Annotated in this window: 1 protein-coding gene and 1 pseudogene; both read left to right on the forward strand. The window is 47.1% G+C overall.

Annotation, left to right across the window (positions count from 1 at the left end):
- A pseudogene (locus WKT11_RS19795) lies at nt 1–548 on the forward strand (YtxH domain-containing protein); the annotation flags it as partial.
- A partial coding sequence (locus tag WKT11_RS19800; protein ID WP_340285791.1) for a lysozyme family protein occupies nt 545–946 on the forward strand: 402 nt, incomplete at its 3' end. The pseudogene WKT11_RS19795 and the gene WKT11_RS19800, both read left to right, overlap by 4 nt.

Genomic DNA, 946 nt, shown 5'->3' on the forward strand with positions numbered 1-946 from the left:
AAAAGGCAAAGTCCAGCGTGTCCGACTTCAAGCGTGGCATGGTGCAGGAACAGCAGTCCAGACAGACGGGACGCTTGGAAAAGCAGGAACAGCGTAAGAAAAATATCGCTGACAAACGTATGGAGCTTCAAAAGGCACAAGAAGCAAGGCAGGTACAGCGAAAGGCTGACGGATCAGCGACAACGGGAGCTACCCGTCCCCATGAGCGACCAGTCACAGCTTCAACCATTCCAAAGCCGAGTGTTGAAAAAATGCAGGAAGTCAAACGCCCAGCCACAGCTCCAACTCCGAAAGCAAGTGAGCCAGTCAAGACAAATGTTATCAAAGAGCGTCCGTTATCTTCTGGTGCTTCTGATAAGAAAGCACCCCAGCCTACACAGACAGTACATAGGCAGAATGTAGAAAAAGTGGTATCGCAGGAAACACGCCAGAATGACACCAAAGACCGCAGGATAAAGGTTCAGCAGACCCAGAGCGTCCAGAAGAACCAGCAGACCATAGAGAAAACCCGTAACCTTGTAACGAAGAAAGGACAGAAGAAAAAATGAAACTGAAACATATCGCTATCATTGGCAGTCTGTTTCCTATCCTCTTTTCTCTGGTGCTTTTCTTTGGCGTCCTCATTAGTGCGGACAGCGACGACGAGAACAGCAATTTTTCTTCTGGCATTACGGGTATGAACCTATCCGCAGAAGTCTTGAAACATCAGCCTATGGTAGAAAAATACGCCAGAGAAAACGGTATCTCCGAGTATGTCAATGTGTTACTTGCTATCATTCAAGTAGAAAGTGGCGGTACGGCAGAAGATGTTATGCAGAGTTCGGAAAGTCTTGGTTTACCGCCTAATTCCTTAGATACGGAAAGCTCAATCAAGCAGGGGTGTAAGTATTTTGCGTCCCTGCTTTCTTCCTGCAAAAATCAAGGTATCGACGACTTGAATGTAGCG

The sequence above is a fragment of the Blautia sp. HCN-1074 genome (genome assembly GCF_037890165.1).
GTDB lineage: Bacteria > Bacillota > Clostridia > Lachnospirales > Lachnospiraceae > Blautia_A.